General features: G+C 69.3%; 17 protein-coding genes. 14 read left to right on the top strand and 3 right to left on the bottom strand.

Translation table 11 applies throughout. From position 1 onward, the window contains the following. Positions 1–72 precede the first annotated feature (72 nt). From uvrB to MFF30_RS02115, 3 genes are all read left to right on the top strand, one after another. Entirely contained in the window at positions 73–2,868 is a 2,796-nt protein-coding gene (gene uvrB / locus MFF30_RS02125; protein WP_238275961.1) for an excinuclease ABC subunit UvrB, read from the top strand. 80 nt (positions 2,869–2,948) lie between these two features. Next, entirely contained in the window at positions 2,949–3,308 is a 360-nt protein-coding gene (locus tag MFF30_RS02120) for a hypothetical protein (protein ID WP_238275959.1), read from the top strand. Positions 3,309–3,380: 72 nt separating this feature from the next. Next, positions 3,381–4,100: a YidB family protein gene (locus MFF30_RS02115; RefSeq protein WP_238275957.1), complete on the top strand. Its 720-nt coding sequence runs from the start codon at positions 3,381–3,383 to the stop codon at positions 4,098–4,100. Between the two features lie 427 nt (positions 4,101–4,527). Here the strand turns inward: MFF30_RS02115 and mutM are convergent, their stop codons facing one another. Next, complete coding sequence (mutM, locus tag MFF30_RS02110) at positions 4,528–5,454, bottom strand: bifunctional DNA-formamidopyrimidine glycosylase/DNA-(apurinic or apyrimidinic site) lyase (RefSeq protein WP_238275955.1); 927 nt, start codon at positions 5,452–5,454, stop codon at positions 4,528–4,530. A 149-nt stretch (positions 5,455–5,603) separates the two neighbouring features. Between mutM and ubiE the strand changes: the two genes are divergently transcribed. From ubiE to MFF30_RS02090, 4 genes are all read left to right on the top strand, one after another. Continuing rightward, positions 5,604–6,404, top strand: a complete 801-nt coding sequence (ubiE, locus tag MFF30_RS02105) for a bifunctional demethylmenaquinone methyltransferase/2-methoxy-6-polyprenyl-1,4-benzoquinol methylase UbiE (protein ID WP_238276031.1) — start codon at positions 5,604–5,606, stop codon at positions 6,402–6,404. A 16-nt stretch (positions 6,405–6,420) separates the two neighbouring features. Then, positions 6,421–7,977 carry a 2-polyprenylphenol 6-hydroxylase gene (ubiB, locus tag MFF30_RS02100; protein ID WP_238275954.1) on the top strand — a complete coding sequence of 519 codons (1,557 nt, stop codon included), beginning with the start codon at positions 6,421–6,423 and terminating at the stop codon, positions 7,975–7,977. A gap of 47 nt (positions 7,978–8,024) precedes the next feature. Next, positions 8,025–9,308: a bifunctional phosphopantothenoylcysteine decarboxylase/phosphopantothenate synthase gene (locus MFF30_RS02095; RefSeq protein WP_238275952.1), complete on the top strand. Its 1,284-nt coding sequence runs from the start codon at positions 8,025–8,027 to the stop codon at positions 9,306–9,308. A 270-nt stretch (positions 9,309–9,578) separates the two neighbouring features. Further along, positions 9,579–9,866: a hypothetical protein gene (locus tag MFF30_RS02090; RefSeq protein WP_238275950.1), complete on the top strand. Its 288-nt coding sequence runs from the start codon at positions 9,579–9,581 to the stop codon at positions 9,864–9,866. A gap of 34 nt (positions 9,867–9,900) precedes the next feature. Here MFF30_RS02090 and MFF30_RS02085 read toward each other — a convergent pair whose 3' ends face one another. Then, positions 9,901–10,536 carry a glutathione S-transferase family protein gene (locus MFF30_RS02085; protein ID WP_238275948.1) on the bottom strand — a complete coding sequence of 212 codons (636 nt, stop codon included), beginning with the start codon at positions 10,534–10,536 and terminating at the stop codon, positions 9,901–9,903. 54 nt (positions 10,537–10,590) lie between these two features. Continuing rightward, positions 10,591–11,580, bottom strand: coding sequence for an agmatinase (speB, locus tag MFF30_RS02080; protein ID WP_238275946.1), 990 nt, complete (start codon positions 11,578–11,580; stop codon positions 10,591–10,593). A gap of 241 nt (positions 11,581–11,821) precedes the next feature. Between speB and rpsT the strand changes: the two genes are divergently transcribed. From rpsT to purL, 7 genes are all read left to right on the top strand, one after another. Continuing rightward, positions 11,822–12,088 carry a 30S ribosomal protein S20 gene (gene rpsT / locus MFF30_RS02075; RefSeq protein ID WP_056190238.1) on the top strand — a complete coding sequence of 89 codons (267 nt, stop codon included), beginning with the start codon at positions 11,822–11,824 and terminating at the stop codon, positions 12,086–12,088. Positions 12,089–12,680: 592 nt separating this feature from the next. Further along, complete coding sequence (gene dnaA, locus MFF30_RS02070; RefSeq protein ID WP_238276029.1) at positions 12,681–14,201, top strand: chromosomal replication initiator protein DnaA; 1,521 nt, start codon at positions 12,681–12,683, stop codon at positions 14,199–14,201. 189 nt (positions 14,202–14,390) lie between these two features. Next, complete coding sequence (gene dnaN, locus MFF30_RS02065; RefSeq protein ID WP_238275944.1) at positions 14,391–15,512, top strand: DNA polymerase III subunit beta; 1,122 nt, start codon at positions 14,391–14,393, stop codon at positions 15,510–15,512. A gap of 61 nt (positions 15,513–15,573) precedes the next feature. Next, positions 15,574–16,701 (top strand): DNA replication/repair protein RecF, encoded by a 1,128-nt coding sequence (gene recF / locus MFF30_RS02060; protein ID WP_238275942.1) that lies wholly within the window; start codon positions 15,574–15,576, stop codon positions 16,699–16,701. Positions 16,702–17,025: 324 nt separating this feature from the next. Then, the gene (recQ, locus tag MFF30_RS02055) at positions 17,026–18,876 is read left to right on the top strand and encodes a DNA helicase RecQ (RefSeq protein WP_238275940.1); all 1,851 of its coding nucleotides are present in this window, start codon (positions 17,026–17,028) and stop codon (positions 18,874–18,876) included. Between the two features lie 177 nt (positions 18,877–19,053). Then, positions 19,054–20,217, top strand: coding sequence for a hydrolase (locus tag MFF30_RS02050; RefSeq protein WP_238275938.1), 1,164 nt, complete (start codon positions 19,054–19,056; stop codon positions 20,215–20,217). Between the two features lie 108 nt (positions 20,218–20,325). Next, a complete protein-coding gene (purL, locus tag MFF30_RS02045) occupies positions 20,326–22,551 on the top strand; it encodes a phosphoribosylformylglycinamidine synthase subunit PurL (RefSeq protein ID WP_238275936.1) in 2,226 nt (741 codons plus the stop codon). Positions 22,552–22,556 lie beyond the last annotated feature (5 nt).

Genomic DNA, 22,556 nt, shown 5'->3' with positions numbered 1-22,556 from the left:
GACTGGAACCGCGACCAGATCTTGCCGCTCCGGGCCCTTTTCCAAGCGGAGGCCAGGAACCATACTTGCACCATGCCGACTCCGAAGAAGCCCCGCGACGCATCCGAGACGAATTCGCGCGCCAGACCATCCGGCGCCCGAGCCTCCGATGCCCAGGCCTCCAGTGCCAAAGTCCCAAACGCCAAGGCCTCAGGCGCAAGAACGTCGAACCCGAAGGCCTCGAAGCCGGAGTTGCAGCCACTCGACGAGCACCTGGCCGCCCTGCTCAGCCCTGCGCTGAACCGAAACCGCCTGCCGCCGCTGCCGGAGCCAGCCCCGCCGCGGCCGGCCGGGAAGCCGCCGGGCCGTGGCCGGAAGGCAGCGCCGACGGGAATGGCCGAGGCTCCGCAGGCGGCGTTCATGCACGCCGAGGCCGCCGATGTCGACCCGCGCCTAGCCCAGGCCCTCGGCATCACCCCGCCCGAGGATGGCCCGCTGCCGGAAGGGATAGCGCCGGCCGCGCTGGACGAAGATGACACTTCGCTCGCCAGCGACGGCGTCTCCGCCACGGTGGATGCGCTCTCACGCCTGCTCACCGAGGGCAATCCACTCTTCCGGGACGGCAAGACCTGGACGCCCCATCGCCCCGACCGGCCGAAGAAGTCCGAGGGCGGTCTCGCCTTCACCCTGAAATCCGAGTTCGAACCGGCCGGCGACCAGCCCCGCGCCATCGCCGAACTGGTGGACGGTGTGAGAAAGGCCGAGCGCGATCAGGTTCTGCTGGGTGTCACCGGCTCCGGCAAGACCTTCACCATGGCCAAGATCATCGCCGAGACGCAGCGTCCGGCCCTGATCCTGGCGCCGAACAAGACGCTGGCGGCGCAGCTCTACGGCGAGTTCAAAAGCTTCTTCCCCGAAAACGCTGTGGAGTACTTCGTCTCCTACTACGACTACTATCAGCCCGAGGCCTACGTCCCGCGCTCGGACACCTTCATCGAGAAGGAATCCTCGATCAACGAGCAGATCGACCGGATGCGCCACTCGGCGACCCGCGCCCTGCTGGAGCGCGACGACGTCATCATCGTCGCCTCCGTTTCCTGCATCTACGGTATCGGCTCCGTGGAGACCTACACGGCGATGTCGTTTACGGTCTCGCTGGAGGAAAAGATCGAGCAGCGCCAGCTCATCGCTGATCTCGTGGCCCTTCAGTACAAGCGCATTCAGTCGGATTTCGCCCGCGGGACCTTCCGGGTACGCGGAGACGTCATCGAGCTCTGGCCCGCCCACTTGGAGGATCGCGGCTGGCGCATCGGCCTGTTCGGCGACGAAATCGAGTCGATCACCGAGTTCGATCCGCTCACCGGCAAGAAGATCAACGACCTCAAGTTCGTGAAGGTCTACGCCAACTCACACTACGTCACACCGCGCCCGACGCTTCAGCAGGCGATCAAGGGTATCAAGACCGAGCTGAAGCTGCGGGTCGACGAGCTGACCAAGATGGGCCGCCTGATCGAGGCGCAGCGCATCGAGCAGCGCTGCACCTTCGACATCGAGATGATCGAGGCCACCGGCGCCTGCAACGGCATCGAGAATTATTCGCGGTATCTGACCGGTAGGAAACCCGGCGAGCCGCCGCCGACCCTATTCGAGTACCTGCCGGATAACGCCCTGGTCTTCACCGACGAGAGCCACGTCACGGTCCCGCAAATCGGCGGCATGTACAAGGGCGACTTCCGCCGCAAGGCGACGCTGGCCGAGTACGGTTTCCGCCTGCCCTCCTGCCTCGACAACCGTCCGCTGCGGTTCGAGGAATGGGATGCCATGCGCCCGCAATCGATCCACGTCTCGGCCACGCCGGCGAAGTGGGAGATGGAGCAGACCGGCGGCGTCTTCGCCGAGCAGGTCATCCGCCCCACCGGCCTCGTCGACCCGGTGATCGAGATCCGTCCCGCCCGCTCCCAGGTGGACGACCTGTTGGGCGAGGTGCGTGAGGTCGCACAGGCCGGCTACCGGACGCTCGTGACGACGCTGACGAAGCGGATGGCCGAAGACCTCACCGAGTACCTGCACGAGAACTCGGTGCGTGTGCGCTACATGCACTCCGACATCGATACCCTGGAGCGCATCGAGATCATTCGCGATCTCCGGCTCGGCGCCTTCGACGTGCTGATCGGCATTAACCTGCTCCGCGAGGGCCTCGATATTCCGGAATGCGCCCTGGTGGCGATCCTGGACGCCGACAAGGAGGGCTTCCTGCGCTCGGAGACCTCGCTGGTTCAGACCATCGGCCGCGCGGCCCGAAATGCGGACGCCCGCTGCATCCTCTACGCCGATCAGGTCACCGGCTCGATGGAGCGCGCGATGGCGGAGACCGAGCGCCGGCGCACCAAACAGCTCGCCTACAACGAGGAACACGGCATCACGCCCCAGAGCGTGAAGCGCGGCATCGCCGACATCCTCGACAGCGTCTACGAGCGCGACCACGTGCAGGTCGATACCGGACTCGCCAAGAACGCCGTCACCATCGGCCACAACCTCAAGGCGGTCATGGCCGACCTGGAGAAGCGGATGCGCACGGCGGCCGCCGACCTCGACTTCGAGGAGGCCGCGCGCCTGCGTGACGAGCTCAAGCGGCTCCAGGCCACCGAACTGCTGGTCTCGGACGACCCGATGGCCCGCCAGGGCGATGTGGAGCGGGAGGCCGGGCGCTTCGGCGCCAAGCGGAGCCGCATCTCCAAGCCGACGCTGGACAATATGGGCCCGGGCACCGACCGTGAACTACCCGTCGGCGCGCCGGTCTGGCAGGAGCGCCCGAAGGCGCGCTCGACGCAGGGGCTCGGCGGGCAGAAGCCGAAATACAAGGGTGGCGGCGGCAGAAAGCGGAGCTGAGCGCCGGGAAGGCGGAACCGCAACGTGGGACCAGGGCTTGGTTGGGCAACACGTGCCCGGCCGACCCAGGAGAGTGTCCCGTGACCACGCCTCGCCCGCTACGCCCGCCGTTCCGTCCCCGCGCCGGGGGCGCCGTCACATCCCTGTTCCTCGGTGCCCTGGCGATCTCCGCCGCATCCGGCGTCATCATCACGCCCCTCGTGACGCCCGCCGCAGCGCAGAGTGCCGCCAACCCGAACGATCAGCCGACCCCCGCCACGATCCCGGACCGGACCGGTGCGGCCGCAGACCGGCCGACCGGACAGGTCGCGCCGCCGAAGGCAATCTCGTCGAGCACCGCTATCGTGGCCTCCGACCCGAAGACGCGGACCCGTACGAACCCCCTCGACCACCTACCGGCCAGCGACCGGGCAGCGACCGGCGGAACGCGCCGCGACTGAGCGCGCCACCTCGGACCGGCGGATGTCGCGCCGGTCCGTGTCCAGGGCATACTCACAGGGGAGGAAGCGATCATGGGTCTTCTCGATCAGGTCATCGGCGGCGTGCTCGGTCAGGTGCTCGGAGGCGGTCGCGAACCCGAGCGCGGCGGCCAGGGTGGTGGGCAAGGCGGCGGCCTTGGTGGCGGCATTGGCGGGGCGATGTCGCCCATCGTCCAGGCGCTCCTGATGCTGCTGATGTCGAAGGGAGCCGGCGGCTTGGGCGACATCCTCGGCGGCGGGCGTCAGCAGGAGGGTCCCGCACCGCGCCGTCACGACGACGGCGACATGGGCGGGTTCGGCCAGGATCCGGGGGAGCGACCCGGCTCGGGATGGGACCGCGGCGAGGCCGATTCGGGTCCCCGGTCCCGCGAGGGCGATTTCAGCGACCTGTCCGGTATGCTGGACGGCCCAGGCGATCGAAACACGGGCGGCGAGCGCGATCCCGGCGCCGGTCCCTACGCCCGTCTGGACCAGGAGCCGAGCAGCGGCCTCGACGGCCTCATCGACCGGTTTCAGCGCGGCGGCCTCGGCGACGTGATGGAATCCTGGATCGGCCATGGCGAGAACCGTCCCGTCGAGCCCAACCGTCTCGCGGATGCCCTCGGACCGGAAACCGTTGGCGCCTTGGAGCAACGCACCGGCCTCAACCGAGACGATCTCTTGGCGCAGCTATCCCAGGCCCTGCCGCAGGTCATCAACGCCCTGACCCCGCAAGGCCGTCGCCCGACCGGGGAGGATCAACGCGGCTGGTGACTGCGCACGACGACCCGGTGATACGGTCTGTCGTTCAATACCCGGAAGCGGTCGAGGGCGGGACGGAGCATCGCGAAACCGCCGATCCCGTGTTGGGACAGCGGGATCTCCTGCACCCGTCGCTCGCGGAACAGGGGGGGCCGCTGGGTAGGTTGGTGACGATACTTCCTGGGGCAGTTCGGGCGATGCGGTACTCGACCTCCCTGCGTTCGGTACCGTCGTCGATCGGCGCTGTGTAACCCTAGGGCCGTTACCCCCAAGGATCGCAGCGGATGTCCGACAGGTCTCTCTCTCGCGCTGGCGAAGGTTGGTGTGCGTCGGGGCGAGCAGGCATCCAGCACGGAGGCGAGGTCCGCAAACCTGGCTTCGTCCCCTATGCCGAAGGGGCGTAGCACCGACGTTCATGATCGATGTGCGGATCGATCGTTCAAGCGCGGATCTTCGTCGCGCTCTGTTTCGGCGCGGCGCGCACCTGGCAGGTGGCGCAAAAGAAGGTCGAACGACCGGACTGCACGATCCGCTCGATCGTCCCCGTGCATCCCCGTGCCCCACAGGCATGACCCACCCGGTCATAGACCCGGAACGCGTGCTGGAAAGCGCCCGCGCCGCCATCCGTGTGGGCATAGTCCCGCAGAGTCGATCCGCCCGCCGCCACCGCCTCCCGCAGAACGTCGCCGATAACCCGCGTCAGGCGCTTGGCCTGCGGCGTCGGTCCTCCGTCCGCCCGCGCGAGGCTGCCGGCGGGCGCCTCGGGATGCAGACCGGCCCGGTGCAGGGCCTCGCAGACGTAGATGTTGCCGAGGCCCGCGATCAGGCGCTGGTCGAGGAGTGCCGCCTTCAGGGGGGTGATACGCCCCCGGAACAAGCGGGCGACCGCCTCCGGCGTCAAGGCCTCGCTCAAGGGCTCGATGCCCATGCCGGCGAAGTGCCGGCAGGCGCTCAGCGTCTCGGTGGGCACGAGATCCATGAAGCCGAAGCGGCGCACGTCGTTGTAGGTCACCGTCGAGCCGTTCGACATCGCCAGGACCACGTGATCGTGCTTGGCGTTGCCGAGCGCTCCGTCGAGATAGAAATCGCCCGGCGAGAGGTTGCGGCCGTCCGGCAGCGCCACGTCGAAGCGGCCGCTCATCCCGAGATGCATGATCAGGGATTCGCCGGAATCGAGGCCGGCCACGAGGTATTTCGCCCGGCGCGCCAGATCCCGCACCGTGCGGCCTTCGAGGCGCTCCGCGAAGCGGTCCGGGAAGGGGAAACGGAGGTTGGGCCTCCGCAAGAGGACGCGGGCGAAGCGTGCATCGACCAGGGCGGGCGCGAGGCCGAGGCGGACGGTTTCGACTTCGGGAAGTTCAGGCATGGCCGGACGGGGTGCGCGTGGACGATGGGGACCGGGCTGCGGCATCGCGAGGCGACACGATCCGCCGATCACGATCGATGGCAGATGGCGATCTTGGCCGCCTTTCGCTATGAGCGTCGGCGAGAGGATGGTCCATGACTTCGGTAGGCATGACTTCGGTAGGCACGACTTCGGGAAAACAGACTGCTGATCGATCCGCGGACGCGTCGAGCACGCATTTCGGATTCGAAAACGTGGCCCTCGACGAGAAGCAGGGACGCGTCGACGACGTGTTCCGGTCCGTGGCCAAGCGCTACGACCTCATGAACGATCTGATGTCGGGAGGCCTGCACCGCGCCTGGAAGTCGCACCTCATCTCGATGCTGCGCCCGCTGCGCAACCGGCCGTTCCGCCATCTCGATGTGGCCGGCGGCACCGCCGACATCGCCTTCCGCGCCCTGGAGGCCGGCGGTCCCGCGACCCACACCACGGTCCTCGACATCAACGAGGCGATGCTGCGGGTCGGCGCCGAGCGCGCGGGCGACCGCTTCCGCGGGCGCATCGACTTCGTGACCGCCAATGCCGAGGCGCTGCCGCTGCCAGCGGAGCAGTTCGACGCCTACACCATCGCTTTCGGTATCCGGAATGTGCCCCGGATCGATAAGGCGCTCGCCGAGGCGCACCGGGTGCTGAAGCCCGGCGGACGGTTCCTCTGCCTCGAATTCTCGAAGGTCGACCTGCCGGTCCTCGACCGGATCTACGACGCCTACTCGTTCCACGTGATCCCGCGGCTCGGCGCCCGGGTGGCCGGGGACGCGGATTCCTACCGCTACCTCGTGGAATCCATCCGCAAGTTTCCCTCGCCCGGCCGGTTCGCAGGGATGATCGAGGCGGCAGGGTTCCGCCACGTCAGCCACCGGCCGCTCACAGGCGGGATCGTGGCGATCCATTCGGGCTGGAAGGTCTCGTGACGGATCAGGCCGCCTGATGCTCGGCTCCGTCGTTCACCTGGTCCGGGGCGCGCATGTCGGCTTCGTGCTCGCCCGCGAGGGCGCGCTCGCGCTCGTCGATCCCGCCGAACTTCCCCCGCACCTGCGCCTGGTCCTGCGGATCGGACGGATGCTGGAGCGATCCGGCCTCGGCGTCGGCGCCGGTCCGCTGCAGCGTGCCCTGACTCGTCTCGGGCCCAGCTACGTCAAGTTCGGCCAGTTCCTCGCCACCCGGCCCGACATCGTCGGCATGCACGCGGCCCGGGATCTCGAGACCCTGCAGGACCGGGTGCCGCCCTTCCCACAGGAGACCGCGATCCGCGTCGTCGAGGCGGCCCTCGGCAAGCCGGTGGCGCATCTCTTCGTCTCGTTCAGCCCGCCTGTCGCGGCCGCCTCCATCGCGCAGGTCCACAAGGCCCACATCCTCGACGTCGACGGCACCGAGCGGGTCCTGGCGATCAAGATCATGCGCCCGGGCGTGCGCGAGCGCTTCCAGCGCGACCTCCAGGTCATGCGGTTCATGGCCCGCGTGGTGCACGCCCTGTCGCCCAAGGCCGAGCGGTTGCGTCCCCGCGAGGTGGTGGAGATCCTCGCCCGCTCGGTGATGATGGAGATGGACTTCCGGCTCGAAGCGGCCGCGATGTCCGAACTGGCGCAGAACACCAAGGACGACGCAGATTTCCGCGTGCCGAAGCCGGACTGGGAGCTGACCGCCCGCGACGTCCTGTCGAGCGAGTGGATCGAGGGCATCCGGCTCAACGACCACGCGGCCATTGCGGCGGCCGGGCACGATGCCAAGGCCCTCGGCCGGGCGGTGATCCAGTCCTTCCTGCGCCACGCCATCCGCGACGGCTTCTTCCACGCCGACATGCATCCCGGGAACCTGTTCGTCGACCCGACCGGCACCCTGGTGGCGGTGGATTTCGGCATCATGGGCCGGCTCGGGCACATGGAGCGGCGCTTCCTCGCCGAGATCCTGCTCGGCTTCATCCTGCGCGACTACAAGCGCGTGGCCCAGGTCCATTTCGAGGCCGGCTACGTGCCGGCGCACCATTCGGTGGAGGATTTCGCCCAGGCGATCCGGGCGATCGGCGAGCCGATCCACCAGCGCAAGGCCGACGAGATTTCGATGGCCAAGGTGCTCACCCTGCTGTTCGACATCACCGCGCTGTTCGACATGAGCACCCGCACCGAACTGGTGATGCTGCAGAAGACCATGGTGGTGGTCGAGGGGGTCGCCCGCTCCCTCGATCCCAAGCTTGACATGTGGACCGGGGCCGAGCCCGTGGTGCGTTCCTGGATCACCCGTAACCTCGGGCCCGTGGGACGCGTCGAGAGCCTGGGCCGCGCCGCCCTCACCATCACCGACGTGGTGTCGGACATCCCCGATCTCGCCCAGCGCCTGCGCCGCATCCTCGTGCGCCTCGACGAGGCCGGCTCCGGCGACGGCAATCGCCTCGACGCATTCGCCCGGTCCGAGCGCCGGCGCGCGATCTGGTCGACGGTGGCCCTCTGGGGCATCGCCATCGGTGCGCTGGTGATGGCGTTCCGGTAGCCTGCGTTGCAACGATCCGTCAGGCTCGCCTCCCGAAGGGTTCGACCATGAGCCGCCCGCTCCAGAACCGCCGCATCCTCCTCGTCATCGGCGGCGGCATCGCCGCCTACAAGGCGCTCGACCTGATCCGGCGCCTGCGCGAGCGCGGCGCGCAGGTGCGTCCGCTCCTGACCAAGGGTGCGCAGGAATTCGTGACGCCGCTGGCGGCGGCGGCGCTCGCGGGCGAGCGGGCCCATACCGACCTGTTCGACCGGGCCGAGGAGGCCGATATCGGGCACATCAAGCTGGCGCGGGACGCCGACGCCATCGTGGTCGCACCCGCCACCGCCAGCTTGATGGCCCGCATGGCCACGGGCGATTCGTCCGACCTCGCCGCCACGGTGCTGCTGGCCACCACCCTGCCGATCCTGATCGCACCGGCGATGAACGTGCGGATGTGGCAGCACCCCGCGACGCAGCGCAACCTCGCGACCCTGCGCGGCGACGGCGTCCGGGTCGTCGGCCCCAACGAAGGCGCCATGGCTGAGGCGGAGTTCGGACCCGGCCGTCTCGCCGAGCCCACCGAGATCGCCGACGCGGTCGAAGCCCTGCTGGCCGAGGCCCGGCCGGCCTCCGGCTTCGGCTTCCTCGCGGGGCACGGCGCGACAGCCGGGGCGGCCTCCGGTCCGGAGTCCGGCCCCCTGGCGGGCCGGCGGGTCCTCGTCACCTCCGGCCCGACCCACGAGCCGATCGACCCGGTGCGCTACCTCGCCAATCGCTCCTCCGGGCGCCAGGGCCATGCCATCGCGGCCGCCGCCGCCGCAGCCGGCGCGACGGTCACCCTGGTCTCCGGCCCGGTGGCGATCCCCGATCCACCAGGGGTACGGGTCGTGGCGGTCGAGACCGCCCGCGAGATGCTGGAGGCGGTCGAGGCCGCGCTCCCGGCCGACCTCGCGATCTTCGCCGCAGCGGTGGGCGACTGGCGCCCGGCCGAGACCCGCGAATCGAAGATCAAGAAGGACGGCGCCGCGCCCGCGCCCCTGACCTTGGTGGAGAACCCCGACATCCTCGCCACCATCGCGGGGCGGTCCGCCGGGCGCCCCCGCCTCGTGATCGGCTTCGCGGCCGAGACCGACACGGTCCTGGACAATGCCCGCGCCAAGATCGCCCGCAAGGGCTGCGACCTCATCGTGGCCAACGACGTGTCGCCCGCCGGCGGGGTGATGGGCGGCAGCGCCAACACCGTTCACCTCGTCGGCCGCGACGGCAGCGTCGAGACCTGGCCCACCCTCGACAAGGACGAGGTCGGACGCCGCCTGATCCGGCACTTCGCCGACCTGCTCGGCAGCTGATCCACAGCCTCACGGAAAGCCGGCGGAGCCGATCGTGGACTCGCGCGTTAAGGCTTGACTAACGCCTCCCGCCGCATCATTTCGGCGTCGTTCGCACGTGCAGCACATTCGCTCGCCCGTGCGGCTCCACAGGAACTCCCGACCCTAATGCCCAGCGACAGTAGTCGATGGACCGCGCCGCCGATGGCCCTCCGCGAGACCCGCGCCTGATCGCTTGATCCGGCTCGCCCGCGACCGGCCCCCGATGGCCCGGTCGAACGAGGTGAGCCGATGACCTTCTCGAATGCCCTTCCACGCCTGCGCGGTGCCGTGGCGCCCGTTCGGACACTGAGCTTCCGCCGCGCGGACGGCTCCAAGCTGGTGCGCGTCAAGGCACGCCGCCCGAAGGCCCGCAAGGCGGCTTCGGGCGACGCCAATGTCGCCCTGATCATGGCCGTGATGATGACCCTGGTCTTCGGGCCGGTGATCGGCGTCCACTTGATCGCCGCCTACGCCCCGACCGCCGCGGCCTCCGACGTCGCCGTTCGTAGTACCGGAACGCCGCTGCCGCCGGGGTGACCGGCCGGGCCGCGCTCCGATCGCGGCCGCGCGGTCAGGTCCGCGCCGCTTCCAGTTCCGTCGCGAGGGCGGCCTCGGCGGCCATGATCGTGCGGACAGCGGGTCGCGCATTGATGCGTGCGAGGTAGGCCATGATCGCGGGCTCCTCGGGCACGAGCTTGAAGCTCGTGGTCCAGCTCAAGGCGGCACCCCAAAGCACATCGGCCGCCGAGTGCCGCTCGCCGAGGAGGTAGGGCCCCGGCGTCAGCGCATCAACCACGGTGTTCAGCACCGCGTCGAAGGTTCCGTAGGGTGACATTGCCTGGGGGCCGGGCTCACGCTGCAACGCCCGATCGACCACGGCGGGCTCGAAGCTCGATCCGTAGAACACCATCCAGCGCAGGTACGGCCCGCGCAGCGGATCGCCGATCGGCGGGGCGAGGCCGCGTTCCGGAAACAGGTCGGCGAGGTAGAGGTAGATCGCCGCCTGCTCGGTGATCAGCGCATCGCCGTGGCGCAGCGCCGGAACCTTGCCCAATGGATTGACCCCGAGATAGGCGGGTTCGCGTCCCTGTCCCGAGCGCAGGTCGAGGACCTCGAGGTGGTGCGGCGCACCGAGTTCTTCGAGCAGGATTCGTACGCCGGACGAACGGGTCTGGGGCGAATGGTAAAGGATCAGGTCGGCGTCCAAGGTCGGTTCTCCGCGAATCAGGTCCGCGCAGGGTTTCCGCCCGGACCCTCCCCGTCAATCACGCCGAGCGGCCACGGCTTCCGCCAGGAGGCAGAGGATCTCGAAGGCGAGCGTCGCGCCGACCAGAGCCGTCACGCCGGAGGGATCGAGAGGCGGGGCGACTTCGACGACATCCGCGCCGACGAGATCGATCCCGCGCAGGGCGCGGAGGATCTGTAGCGCCTCGCGGGACGTGAAGCCGCCCATCTCCGGCGTCCCGGTGCCGGGCGCGTAGGCGGGATCGAGGGCGTCGACGTCGAAACTCAGGTAGGTCGGCCCGTCGCCGACGACGGTGCGCGCCTCGGCGAGGACCGACGGCAGGCCGCGGTCGATCACCGCCTCCATCGGCACGATCCGTATGCCCTGCCCCAGCGCCCAATCCAGTTCGTCCACCGAATCGGTACTTCCGCGCAGGCCGATCTGCACCATGCGGCGTGGATCGAGGACGCCGTCCTCGATGGCGCGGCGGAAGGGAGTGCCATGGGTCAGGCGCGTGCCGTCGTACTGCCCGTCGTCGGTGTCGCTGTGGGCATCGATGTGGATCAAACCGAGGGGCCGCGTCCGCCCGAGGGCGCGCAGCACCGGATAGGTGACGAAATGGTCGCCCCCGACCGAGAGCGGCACGATGCCGGCCTGGGCCAGTGGCCGGTAGAACGCCTCGATCGCCCGGGCGGTGGCCGCGACGTCGACGGGATTGACCGGCACGTCGCCGAGATCGGCGCAGGCGGCCAGATCGTACGGGGCGATGCCGGTGGCGGCATTGCGGGCCCGGGTGCCGGTGGAGGCCTCGCGCACACCGCGCGGACCCAGGCGAGCGCCGGGCCGGTTGGTGGTGGCGCCGTCGAACGGGATGCCGACGAGGCCGATATCGATTCGCCCGGGCGCCTCTCTGGGTTCCATGACCGGCAGGCGCATGAAGCTGGCCAGACCCGAGAACCGAGGCGTCTCCATCCCCGAGAGAGGGCGATAGCGCGCGATCCGTTCCTGATCCGCCTCGCTCGGCATACGGTGTCCTCGTGTCTCGGGGTGTCGGCCTTTCGACCGGCGGGCTCACCGCCGGTCGGGCGACAACAGGATGACGTTCCGTTGACGGATCGGCAACGCGTGTCTATAGAGCGCACATCGCCGACGGGCGCGCTCACCGCGATCGTCGGCTTCGCCATTGCCCGAACAACCTGCACGCGATCCACCGACACTCAAGCCCGCGGGCTCGTCGCGATCGCCTCAAACGTGACGAGGATGCCCCATGGCCAACACCGTGTCGGCCAAGAAAATGACCCGCAAGATTGCGAAGCGCACCGCGGTCAACCGCTCGCGTCGCAGCCGCATGCGCACCTTCGTCCGCAAGGTCGAGGAAGCCATCGCCACCGGTGATCAGTCCAACGCACTGACCGCCCTCCGCGCCGCCGAGCCCGAGATCATGCGGGCCGCTCAGCACGGCATCGTGCACAAGAACAACGCCTCCCGGAAGGTCTCGCGCCTCGCCGCGCGGGTGAAGGCGCTCGCCGCCTGATCCGACCCTCCGAGATGTTCTGAAGAAGCCCGGCAGCGATGCCGGGCTTTTTTGTTTTTTGACCTGTCCACTTCCGTTGCCGCGAGGCGCTGCGCCCGGTGGTCCTCGGCGCTATGCCGTATGGGGCCGCAAGAGGCGAACGTTCGCACACCTCCACTGGACGCCGCTTCGCGGCCTCTCGGCCTTGCCGGGGCGATTCGCTTTTCGAGATCAATCGTTAACGCTACCGGCAATCTGTTCGGTTGTCGCGCGTCCGGCGCGCCTGTAGCTTAACGATATCTGACGATGAACCGACAAATCCAAGACGTCGTCGAGTCGCGCTCGAATCGTGCACAGGTGACGGCCCACGCTCGACTCGGCCCGCGAAACCCACGCAAAAATTGTCGCTTTTTGTGCTGTCCCCGTTAGTCCCGTTGTTAGGAGAACCGTAGCTTATTGTTGATAGGCTCGTTTCATCGACAAAAGCCCTTCCAGAGCCATTGACTCTGGTTCGGCAATCTGAGTCTCGCGGGTTTTTCGCGAGGCGCGACTTCAGTCAAGTGTGCGTACGTTCCGGTGGCGGCCCTCCGCTCTCGGTACGAGGAGAGCGATGATGCATGTCGACGGTAGCGTGTCCGGCAACGCCGAGACGGGCATGAGCGGCGTGAGTGGCCCCGATACGGTGGCTGCCTGGGCTCGGGTGAAGCGTCGCCTGCGGGCGGAACTGGGTGAGGATGTGTTCGCGAGCTGGTTCGCCCGGCTCGAATTGGTCGAGGTCGTGGACGGGACGGCGCGTCTCACGGTTCCGACCCGATTCCTGAAGAGCTGGATCGAGTCGCACTACCTCGACCGCGTGCTCACGACCTTCCGTAGCGAGGTCGAGTCCGTGTCCCGCCTCGACGTGTCGGTGCGGGGTCCCTCCGCCGCAGGCACGGCCCGTCCGGCGTCCGGCCCCGCCAAGACCGGCAGCAGCGCGGCGAGCCCGCTGGCCCGGCTCCAGGCCGTCGGCAACGTGATGTCGTCCCAGACCGAATCGCATGTCGCGTCTCAGGGCGAGATCAGCACCGGCTTGCGCTCCGAGGCGAGCGGCGACCTCAACGGTGCCCCCCTCGACAACCGCCTGACCTTCGCGAGCTTCGTCGTGGGTCGCTCCAACGCCCTGGCGCATGCCGCGGCCGAGCGTGTCGCCCGTCACGACGGCGAGGGCGCGCTCTACAACCCGCTCTATTTCCATGCCGGTGTCGGCCTCGGAAAGACCCACCTCCTCCACGGTATCGGGCACGCGGCCCGCGAAGCCGGGCGCCGGGTGATCTACCTGACCGCCGACCGCTTCATGTACGGCTTCGTCAATGCCCTGAAGACCCAGAATGCCCTGGCCTTCAAGGAACGTCTCCGGGCCATCGACCTGCTCATCCTCGACGACGTGCAGTTCATTCAGGGCAAGTCGATCCAGGCCGAGTTCGGCCATACGATCAACGCCCTGATCGATGCCGGCCGCCAGGTCGTCGTCGCCTCGGACCGTCCGCCCACCGAGCTCGAAGCCCTGGAGGAGCGTGTACGCTCGCGCCTTGCCGGCGGCCTCGTGGTCGAGATCGGCAGCCTCGACGAGCAGTTGCGTGCCTCCATCCTGTCGGCGCGTCTGGCCGCCGTGCAGGTCTCGCACCCGAACTTCGAGGTCTCCCCCACCGTGGCCACCTACGTTGCCCGGGCGATCACCGCCAACGGGCGCGACCTCGAAGGCGCCGTGAACAGGCTGCTGGCGCACGCCACCCTCACGGGGACCGCGGTGACGATGGAGACCGCCGAGACCGCGATCCGCGACCTCGTGAAGAACCGCGAGCCCAAGCGCATCAAGATCGAGGACATCCAGAAGCTTGTGGCCTCGCGCTACAACGTCTCGCGGTCCGACATCCTGTCCGAGCGGCGCACCGCCGCCGTGGTCAAGCCGCGTCAGATCGCGATGTACCTGTCCAAGGTGCTCACCCTGCGCTCCCTGCCCGAGATCGGGCGCCGCTTCGGCGGGCGCGATCACACCACGGTGCTGCACGCGGTGCGCAAGATCGACAAGCTGATCGGCGAGGACAACGTCCTCAACGACGAGGTCGAACTCCTGAAGCGCATGCTCCAGGATTGAGGCCCGCGGGGGCGTCGCGGCGGCCCGCGACGCCCCGAATCATCCGCGGGATAGCCGGCCTCTCGCACTTGCGTTCGCCCGGTGGCTTCGCCAAGTTCAGCGGCCACGGTGCCAGGGCGCACGCGAGGGGTTGAGCGCGGATGCCGCGCTCGTTCCGGCAGCGCCGACGAGAGACCACGAGTTCAGACCATGAGAGTGACTGTCGAGCGTGCGGCCCTCCTTCGGTCGCTCGGCCACGTGCACCGGGTGGTGGAGCGCCGCAACACGATTCCGATCCTGTCCAACGTGCTGCTGCGCGGGGGCGCCAATGGCCTGGAGCTACGCGCCACCGACCTCGACATCGAGGTGACCGAGACGATCCCCGCCGATGTCGTGGACGCAGGCGCCACCACGGTGCCCGCGCACGTGATCTACGACATCGTGCGCAAGCTGTCGGACGGCGCGCAGGTCTCCCTGGAGACTAGCGGCGAGACCGGCCAGATGACGATCCGATCCGGGCGCTCGCGCTTCTCCCTGGGCGCGCTGCCCGAGGGTGACTTCCCCGACCTCGCGGCCGGCGAGCTGCCGACCCGCTTCGTCATCGCGGCCTCCGACCTCAAGCGCCTGATCGAGAAGACGCAGTTCGCGATCTCGACGGAGGAGACGCGCTACTACCTCAACGGGATCTACCTGCACACGATCGAGTCCGAGGGCGCCCTGCGCATGCGGGCCGTGGCGACGGACGGACACCGCCTCGCCCGGGTCGAGATCGACGCCCCCGAAGGCAGCCGCGAGATGCCGGGCATCATCGTGCCTCGCAAGGCTGTGGCCGAGATCATCAAGCTCGTGGACGACGGGGGCGAGAGCGTCGAGATCGACCTGTCGCCGGCCAAGATCCGCTTCAAGTTCGCCAGCGGCGTGGTGCTGATCTCGAAGCTGATCGACGGCACCTTCCCCGACTACCAGCGCGTGATCCCATCGGGCAACGACAAGCGCCTCACCGTCGAGCGCGATGTCTTCGCCAAGGCCGTGGACCGCGTCTCGACCATCTCGTCGGAGCGCGGGCGCGCGGTGAAGCTCGCCGTCCAGGAGGGCCGCCTCGCGCTCTCGGTGAACAACCCGGATTCCGGCAGCGCCACCGAGGAGCTCGACGTCGACTACGACGCGCCGGCCCTCGATATCGGCTTCAACGCCCGCTACCTTCTCGACATCACGAGCCAGCTCGAGGGCGACACCGCCTTGTTCAAGCTCGCCGATCCCGGTTCTCCGACGCTGATCCAGGACCGCGAGGGCGCGCCCGCGCTCTACGTGCTCATGCCCATGCGGGTGTAACCGTCACGCGCGGGCGTCGCGGAGCGAGACAGGCCCGGGCCGATCGGCTAAGGGCAGCCGGGTGCGCCTCACCCGTCTGATCTGCCGCGATTTCCGGAACCACGCCGACCTCGACCTCGCGGTCGACCGCCGCTTCGTCGCCCTGGTGGGCGAGAACGGGGCCGGCAAGACCAACCTCCTGGAAGCGATCTCGCTGTTCTCGCCGGGACGCGGCCTGCGCCGGGCGGATCTCGCGGCCATGCCGCGTGCCGGCGGCCCCGGCGGATTCGCGGTCTCGATGACGCTGGCGGGCGACGAGGCCGAGCATCGGATCGGGACCGGCTACGAGCCGCCCGGGCTCGACGGACGCGCCGCCCGCCTCTGCCGAATCGACGGCGCCACCGCGCCCTCACCCGTGGCCTTCTCGGAATTCCTGCGCGTGGTCTGGCTGACCCCGGACCTCGACGGCCTGTTCCGAGGGCCGGCCGGCGACCGCCGCCGCTTCCTCGACCGTCTCGTGCTCGCGGTCGACACGACGCACGGGGCCCGCGTCAACGCGATGGAGCGGGCGCTCCGCTCGCGCAACCGCCTGCTGGATGAGCGGCCGAACGACGGCCAGTGGCTCGACGCGATCGAGCGCGAGGTCGCTGAACTCGGGGTCGCGGTGGCGTTGGCCCGTCGCGAGACGACAGAGCGCCTGGACCGGCTCATCGCCGAGGGCCGCGACGATTCCCAGCCCTTCCCCTGGGCCGGCCTGCGCCTGGAGGGCGACCTCGACGACCTCGTGGCGGTCTGGCCGGCGCTGGAGGCGGAGGACCGTTTCCGCATGGCACTGCGCCAGGGCCGCGCCCGCGACCGTGCGGCGGGGCGGACGCTCAACGGTCCCCAGACCAGCGACCTCGTGGTCCGCCACGGCCCCAAGGACGTGCCGGCCGCCACTGCCTCCACCGGCGAGCAGAAGGCGCTGCTCATCGGCCTCGTCCTCGCCCATGCCCGCCTCGTCCAGGCCATGAGCGGGCTGGCGCCGGTGATTCTCCTCGACGAGGTCGCGGCCCATCTCGATCCGCGCCGGCGCGCCGGGCTGTTCGACGCCCTCGAAGCCCTGCAGGGTCAGGTCTGGATGACGGGGGCGGACCCGGCGCTGTTCGGCGAACTGGACGGGCGCGCCGATATGGTCAAGGTCGCGGATGGGCGGATCGCGCAGACCTGAACGGCTGACGCGGCGACTGAGCGACGCTCCTCGCGGCAGATAAGCGCAAGCGGGCGCGCAGATCGCCAGCGCCGAGGTTGCTGGTCGTTCGGCGGCATCGAGGCACGCGAACAGGGCGGCGTCTGCCTCCTCCCCGGCCGAGATCGCGCTCTCGAACACGCCAGCCGCCGTCTCGGCGAGGTGATTGACCTCCTCGCTTCGGATGCCCAGAGGCATTATGCCGTCCCCGCCACCGACTCTTCGCCCGTGTAGACGCGTCCGGCGTGTCGCCGACACACCGGCGCCGCCAGCGGCCCGCCCGCTCAACTTCAGGCCAGGATGCCCATGACAAGCCGCCTCGACGAGGCTCGCGCCGCGTTGAAGACCACCTTCGGCTACGACGATTTCCGGCCTGGCCAGGACGAGGTGATCGGCGCCGTCCTCGACGGCACGGACGTCTTCGCGGTGATGCCCACGGGCTCCGGCAAGTCGATGACCTACCAGCTACCGGCGCTGGTGGAATCCTCGCTGACGGTCGTGGTCTCGCCGCTCATCGCCCTGATGCACGATCAGGTGCAGCAGATGCTCGGCTTCGGTGTCGCCGCCGCGACCCTGAATTCGTCGGTCGCCGAGGCGACGGCCCGGGAGACCTGGCGCCAGATCCGGGCCGGCGACCTGCGCCTGCTCTTCGTCTCGCCCGAGCGGCTGATGATGGAGGGCCTGATGGACGCCTTGCGCGGCGCTGGCGTCCGGCGGCTCGCCGTGGACGAGGCGCATTGCGTCTCGCAATGGGGGCACGATTTTCGTCCCGAATACCGGGACCTCGCCCGGGCCCGGGAGGCGCTGGGCAACGTCCAGACCGTCGCGCTCACCGCCACCGCCGACAAGGCGACCCGAGCCGACATCACCGAGCGGTTGTTTCCGGCGGGCCGCGAGCTCAAGGCCTTCGTCCATTCCTTCGACCGGCCGAACATCCGCCTGACCTTCGCGCCGAAGGACAACCCGACCCGCCAGATCGAGCGTTTCCTGCGCCCGCGCCGCTCCGAAAGCGGGATCATCTACTGCTCGTCCCGCAAGCGCACCGAGCAACTCGCCGAGATGCTGGCCAAGGACGGCTTCAACGCCCTGCCCTATCACGCCGGCCTCGACCAGGGCACGCGCATGAGAAACCAGGACACCTTCCTGCAGGAGGACGGCGTGGTGATGACCGCCACCGTCGCCTTCGGCATGGGCATCAACAAGCCCGACGTACGCTTCGTCTGCCACGCCGACATGCCCTCCAACGTCGAGGGCTATTACCAGGAGATCGGCCGCGCCGGTCGTGACGGCCTGCCCGCCGACACGCTGACCATCTACGGCCTCGACGACATGGCGCTGCGCCGCCGCCAGATCGACGAGAAGGAGGTGCCGGACGAGCGCCGCCGCGTCGAGCGGCGCAAGCTGGAAGCGATGATCGCGCTGTGCGAGGGGGCGACCTGCCGACGCCAGTCCCTGCTCGGCTATTTCGGCGAAGCGAGCGAGCCGTGCGGGCGCTGCGACCTCTGCCGTTCGGGCGTCTCGCTCATCGACGCCACGGTGCCGGCCCAGAAGCTGCTCTCGGCCATCGTGCGCACCGGCCAGCGCTTCGGCGCGGCCTATGTCTGCGACGTCGTCCACGGCAAGGAATCCGACACGATCCGGCGCAACGGCCACACGGCACTGAAGACCTTCGGGGTCGGGGCCGACAAGCCCGTCGCCGCCTGGCGCGCGATGCTGCGCCAGCTCTTCGCGGCAGGCGCCGTGACTGAGAACGGCGATGGATTCGGCGGCCTCTCGCTCACCGATAAGGGCGAGGCGATCCTGTTCGGCCGCGAGGCCATCCAGATGCGCCCCGACCCCGAGCCGAAGGTGGCCGAGCCCCGCGACCGGAAGCGTGGGGCGTCCCGCGATGACGCGAGCCTCGACCTCGACCCGGCCACCGAGGCGCTGTTCCAGCATCTGCGCGGTCTGCGCGCCACTATCGCGCGTACCGAGGGTATCGCCGCCTTCATGGTGTTCCCCGACCGCACGTTGATCGAGATGGCCCGCACCAAACCCGTCGATCTCTACGCGCTGCGCACCGTGCACGGGGTCGGCGAGCGGAAGCGCGAGGCCTATGGCGAGCGCTTCGTCGCGGCCATCGCCGAATTCCTGGCGGATGCGCCCGCGCTGCGGTGAGGTCCGGTCGGGATGCGCCTGATGCGCTTTCGCACTCGTCGCGCGGCGCGCCTTTCGTGTAGGGACGGGCGCGGCCGCCGGCCGTGAGCCCCCGAATCGGAACGACCCGTCATCGCCCAATCCCCCCTCGCTCCGGCCTCAGAGGCGCCTTCGCCCCGTAAACGTCAGGTCTTCTACATGCCGGGCTTCGACCCGCGCGAGCCGGAGACCTATTGGGGCTTGTTTCGGCGGGAAAGCCGGCTGGCCGCGGTCCGGCGTGCCTTGAGCATCACGGTGTCCGATCCCGTTCGCAGGCCTGACGATCTGGCCCTCGACTGGGACGTCACCCTGGACGGGCACGCGACCCGCTACACGCTGCTGCGCTGGGACGACATCGTCCGGGCCCGCTTCCCGCGTTCGAACCTACGGCGGCTCCGCGAGGTGCCCGCCCTGTGGTGGCGCCTCGTGCGCTGCGGGTATGTCGCACCCTTCCGGCGCGAGGCCCGACGCTTCGCCCGGGTCATCTTCGGCGTCCATGTCATCTACGGGCTCCTGCTGACCTTAAGCCTCGCGCTCGCGGCCGCTGTCCTTGCCCTGTTGCCGGAGAGCGTCCGGCCCTGGTCGCTGTTCGCCGCCCCCCTCCTCGCCTACGCGGTCCTGGCCCTGCTGATGCGGCTGACGCGGGGCAAGCCGTTCTACGTGGCGCATCTCGTGGACGACACGGCCTTCACCCACGACCACGCCAGTGGCGTCGAGCCCCGCATGCGTGCCAGGCTCGACGCTTTCGCGGACATCATCCGGGCGGCCGAGGCGGGCGCTTCCGAGATCGTGGTGATCGGCCATTCGTCGTCGAGCTTCCTCGGCCTCGAGGCCCTGGACCGGGTGCTCGCCCGCGACCCCGAATTCGGCACGCGCGGGACGCCGGTCTCCTTCGTGAGCATCGGCAGCGTGATCCCGTGGATCACCCTCGACCCTCTGGCCACGGAAACCCGGGACGCTCTTGCCAGGGTGGCGGCCAGCGACGCGATCGGCTGGCTCGACGTCCGGGCGAAGTGGGATTGGCTCTCGGTGCATCAGCGCAACCCGCTGAGCGCCTCGAACCTGCCCGCGCCCGCGGACCATCGTCCGGTGGAGATCCACGTCAAGATCGACGATCTCATCGAGAAGCGGATCATCGCGCGGCGCAAGTGGAACCTGTTCCGCATGCACTTCCAGCTTCTCATGTCGAGCCGCGACCCGGAAGCTTTCGACTACGTCGTCTTCGTGGCGGGCCCCGAGCCGATCCACGGTTTGATCGACCGCTGGCGCGACGTGCGGGAGCAGCCGAAGGGGCGTCTGGCTGCGGATCACGTCGCGGTTTAGAAGGCATGGGACATTCGATTCATGATCGGCGGTTGCCAGGGCGCGCCGTTCCGCTCTAGAGCCGTCACGGCCGGACCCGGGATGCGGGCCCGGCCCGAGAGGGGTCGCATGTTCCGCAACGATGTTCCGATCACCCCCGAACTGGTCCGCCAGCACGGTCTGACGCCGGACGAGTACGATCGTTTCCGTGGCCTGATCGGGCGCGACCCGACCCTGACCGAGCTCGGCATCGTCTCGGCGATGTGGAACGAGCACTGCTCCTATAAGTCCTCCCGCAAGCACCTGCGCGGCCTGCCGACCTCGGCGCCCTGGGTCATTCAGGGGCCGGGCGAGAACGCGGGCGTCATCGATATCGGCGACGGCCTCGCCTGCGTCTTCAAGATGGAGAGCCACAACCACCCGAGCTTCATCGAGCCCTACCAGGGCGCGACGACCGGCGTCGGCGGCATTCTTCGCGATGTCTTCACGATGGGGGCCCGCCCCATTGCGGCATTGAACGCGCTCCGCTTCGGTTCGCCGGACCATCCGCGCACCCGCCACCTCGTCTCCGGCGTCGTCGCGGGCATCGGCGGCTACGGCAATTCCTTCGGCGTGCCGACGGTGGGCGGCGCCATGGGCTTCCACCCCCGCTACGACGGCAACATCCTCGTCAACGCCATGGCGGTGGGCCTCGCCCGCACCGACGCGATCTTCTACGCGGCCGCCACCGGCGTGGGTAATCCGATCGTCTATCTCGGCTCGAAGACCGGTCGCGACGGCATCCATGGCGCCACCATGGCGTCGGCCGAGTTCGACGACGCCTCCGAAGCCAAGCGTCCGACCGTGCAGGTCGGCGACCCCTTCGCCGAGAAGCTGCTGCTGGAGGCCTGCCTCGAACTGATGGCCTCGGGCGCCGTGATCGCGATCCAGGATATGGGGGCCGCGGGCCTGACCTGCTCGGCCGTCGAGATGGGCGCCAAGGGCGACCTCGGCGTCGAGCTTCACATCGAGAAGGTCCCGGCCCGCGAGACAGGCATGAGCGCCTACGAGATGATGCTCTCCGAGAGCCAGGAGCGCATGCTCATGGTGCTCAAGCCCGGCATGGAGGCGGAGGCCGAAGCGATCTTCGTGAAGTGGGGCCTCGATTTCGCGATCATCGGCCACACCACCGACACGCTTCGCTTCGTGGTGAAGCACGACGGCGTCGTCATGGCCGACCTGCCGATCAAGGAACTCGGCGACGAGGCGCCCCTGTACGACCGCCCCCACATCGCCAACACCCACAAGCCGGTACTCGCCGCCGCCGACGTGCCCGAAAGCGTAGGCAGCGCCGAGGCCCTGAAGCGCCTCGTCGGCTCGCCCGACCTGTCGTCGAAGCGCTGGGTCTACGAGCAGTACGACCACTTCATTGGCGGCAACACCGTGCAGAAGCCGGGCGGCGACGCCGCCATCGTGCGGGTCGAGGATGGCCCGCGCGGCCTCGCCATGACCGCCGACGTGACCCCGCGCTACTGCGAGGCCGATCCGGTCGAGGGCGGCAAGCAGGCCGTGGCCGAGGCCTGGCGCAACATCACGGCGGTCGGCGGCAAGCCCCTCGCCATCACCGACAACCTGAATTTCGGCAACCCGGAGAAGCCCGAGGTCATGGGCCAGCTCGTCGGCTGTCTCAAGGGCATCGGCGAGGCCTGCAAGGCCCTCGACTTCCCCGTCGTCTCCGGCAACGTCTCGCTCTACAACGAGACCAACGGCGTCGGCATCCTGCCGACCCCGACCATCGGTGGCGTCGGCGTCCTCGACGACGTGACGCGCCACGCCACGATCGACCTGAAGCGCGCCGGCGACATGCTCGTGCTGATCGGCGAGACGGCCGGCTGGCTCGGCCAGTCGGTCTACCTCTCGGTCATCGCCGGGCGCGAGGAGGGCGCGCCGCCCCCCGTCGATCTCGCCGTCGAGCGCCGCAACGGTGACTTCGTGCGCGGCCTGATCACCTCCGGCCTCGTCGACACCGTCCACGACCTGTCCGACGGCGGTCTCGCCGTGGCCCTCGCCGAGATGGCGATGGCCGGCGGCATCGGTGCCGCCCTGCCGGAGGTTCCGCCGGGTCTGCCCACCCACGCCTACCTCTTCGGTGAGGACCAGGCCCGCTACCTGCTGGCCGTCGACCCCGAGACCGCGCCCGACCTGCTCTACAGCGCCTCCGCCCAGGGCATCCCGGCCAGCGTGATCGGCATCACGGGGAACGACCATTTGACCCTGCCGCATGGCGAGACCATATCGGTGGCCGCCCTGCGCGAGGCCCACGAGGGCTGGCTGCCGGCCTATATGGCGAGCCAGCCGGCGGGCGTTCCCGCCTAAAGCCC

The organism is Methylobacterium goesingense, assembly GCF_022179225.1.
Classification (GTDB): Bacteria; Pseudomonadota; Alphaproteobacteria; order Rhizobiales; family Beijerinckiaceae; genus Methylobacterium; species Methylobacterium goesingense.
Note: the sequence above shows the minus strand (reverse complement) of the source record. Positions and strands in the feature narration are given on the sequence as shown.